Consider the following 2656-nt stretch of genomic DNA (forward strand, 5'->3'; position numbering starts at 1 on the left):
CCGGCGGGAGGAATACGGCGCGCTACCTGGGTCGTTATCTGAAGAAGCCGCCGATAGCGGCCTCCCGGCTGGCACATTACAACGGAGGGGCGAGCCTGAACTTCCGTTACCTGGACCACAAAACGGGAGAAACGGCGACGGAAACGCTGACACAGCGTGAGCTGGTCGCGAGGCTGAAACAGCACATCCCGGAGAAGTTTTTTAAGATGGTGAGGTACTTCGGGTTCCTTGCCAACCGGGTGTGTGGAGAGAAGCTGCCGCAGGTGTACCGTGCTCTGGGGATGGATAAACCGGAACCAGTGGCGAAAGTGTGCTATGCACAAATGGTGAAACAGTTCCTGAGTCGTGACCCGTTCGAATGCGTGCTGTGTGGCGGCCGGATGGTATACCGCCGGGCCATCGCGGGACTGAATGTGGAGGGGCTGAAGAAAAACGCGCGGGATATCAGTCTGCTGAGGTATATGCCGGCCTGACACAGGCTAAGTGTGCCCGGGGCGTTCACCACATGCAATGTGTTGTTGCAGGGGAACGGTCTGCACCATCCCCTATATCGATCAATATAACAAAAATGACAACGTCAGATTCAGGGCACAACCTAAATATATTTTAGGTCACCTCCCAAATCGTTTGCCTGATACCGCTCCATTTCTTAATAAAAAATCAATTGTTTTTGAATCTTTGCTTTTCATTGCATTGTCAAGCATAGTGTCCCCACTATTTGCTTTTTGAAATCTTTTGTTTACATCAACCAATCCATTATTAATAAAATATTCTAGCACTTTATAGTTGGCACTATCTTCACTAAGTAAATACTCAACATCATACAGCTCACAATACATATTGTTGTTCATTTTCTCCATCTCTGCGATATCTTGTTTTGTAAAATTAAATTTAGATAGTAAATAAAGTGCCATATCAGATTTTGCATTGCCTAGAGAATAAGCAAGAGCTTGATGAGCCATTTTTTTATCAGTCACCTTATTGTTAATTTCTTCATAATTGGATGCTTTAATGGCATCCTCCAAAGATATATCTCTGAGTCTTATCTTTTTGAAGTTATCTGTGCTTAGCATTCTTGGTATATGATACTCAAGCTGAAACACAAAGTTTATAATTCTATCCAGACTAACAGGATCAATGTTTTTATTATAACAAAACTCTCGGAATCTTTGATCTTTACTCTTTCTTATAAAATCAATAAGATGCAACCCAATTCCAAGCCTCATATCTTTAGTATTAAATATTGGCACATCAGTTTTTCCCTGATTACCATGCACATACCTGCTAACTTCATCCACAACCTCTTTAAAGTTATCTAAGAAAAATGATTGGTGCTCATGGTAAAAAACAGGTGGAATAGCATTATCAAAGTGGTCGGTTAATGTCATATATCCATATGGAGAGTCATGATCAATGATATACGCATTAGCACCAAAATCCACAGTATGATGTGTTTTATTTAGTGGGAGTGTTTCTTGATGATTGGAAATTTCAACCCCAAAAAAAACAAAATCGTGGTTAGCTATTTCTTCAATATCCTCAGAGAATGTGTTTTTATATGTTTGTATATTCTCAGACTTAATTTTATCAAAGGACTTAATATTAAGAGTATTATTTGACAGGTTAGCGTTACTTTGATGTCTGAAGTTAAAATCAGAATTAATAATAATAGAGAGCAAGTGACGTTCATCCGAAGAAAGAGGATGAGTTTTTTGTATTATTTCAGAAAGATAGTGTCTGGACACCTTATCGAGGTGCTCAAGTGACCGAAATGATGACCGTGCTCCAGATGGCGCTTCAATAGAAAGATTTAATGATTTGAAACTGGTCCCTTGAGAGAACATTTTACTATAACTTTGCGCTGCTATAGACTTCCTTAAAAAGCTTTTCACAGTATCAGCACAGTGATCTAAATGTTTTTCACTTATGCCAGAAGAGGATGAGTTTGTTACGCATGATATGTTTTTTTGTAATGCTTTTGTATCTTTGTTCGGATTTATTTTTCCATCAACAAGATCAATATTGTTCTGAACATTAATATGATTTACTGCTTCAGGTATTTTCATAAAACATCCCCCATTATGTGCGTTTTTATCTGCAGTTATTTAGAATAAAATTATCTAACTTAATATTTTCTTGTATGTATTATAACGAACATATTTTAATATGTTGTACGATTTTCACTCTGAAATCCCCTGAGTTTAATCACACTTCCTTTACTGAAAGGAATTATTGCAACAGTATTATTTGTTTTTGGATATATATCTTGCGCCTTGTTATGTAGTTAATGCTCAGAATATGATAGATAAAATAGAGACGCAGAACAGGGCATGCTCATAACATGATGATAACATAAAAAATTAGTAACAATAAATGAAAGAATCATGGGCGCTCAACAAAAAGAGAGCTAAATAGCTGCGCGGAATAGTAGGCTGTGTCCCTTAATCATCTGAGTTATAGTAACTGTCTGTTTACACAACATATTGAACTATGGCTCGCTACGACCTTCCCGATGAGGCATGGACCATCATCAAGCCCCTGTTACCTCCTGAACCCACCACACCACGGGCCGGACGCCCATGGGCTGAGCACCGTAAAATCATCAATGGCATGTTCTGGGTGTTATGTTCCGGTGCACCATGGCGCGATTTACCCG

3 protein-coding genes are annotated in these 2656 nt (G+C 39.3%); 2 read left to right on the plus strand and 1 reads right to left on the minus strand.

Going from position 1 to position 2656, the window contains the following annotated elements; all coding sequences use genetic code 11:
• On the plus strand, positions 1 to 473 hold a 473-nt coding region (locus BHE85_RS13045; protein WP_171730057.1), incomplete at its 5' end, for a transposase.
• A gap of 138 nt (positions 474 to 611) precedes the next feature.
• Here the strand turns inward: BHE85_RS13045 and ospC2 are convergent.
• A complete protein-coding gene (gene ospC2 / locus BHE85_RS13055; protein ID WP_000701107.1) occupies positions 612 to 2066 on the minus strand; it encodes a type 3 secretion system effector OspC2 in 1455 nt (484 codons plus the stop codon).
• A 424-nt stretch (positions 2067 to 2490) separates the two neighbouring features.
• Between ospC2 and BHE85_RS13060 the strand changes: the two genes are divergently transcribed.
• A partial coding sequence (locus tag BHE85_RS13060; RefSeq protein ID WP_146627982.1) for a transposase occupies positions 2491 to 2656 on the plus strand: 166 nt, incomplete at its 3' end.

The organism is Shigella sp. FC1567 (assembly GCF_001743015.1).
Lineage (GTDB): Bacteria > Pseudomonadota > Gammaproteobacteria > Enterobacterales > Enterobacteriaceae > Escherichia > Escherichia coli.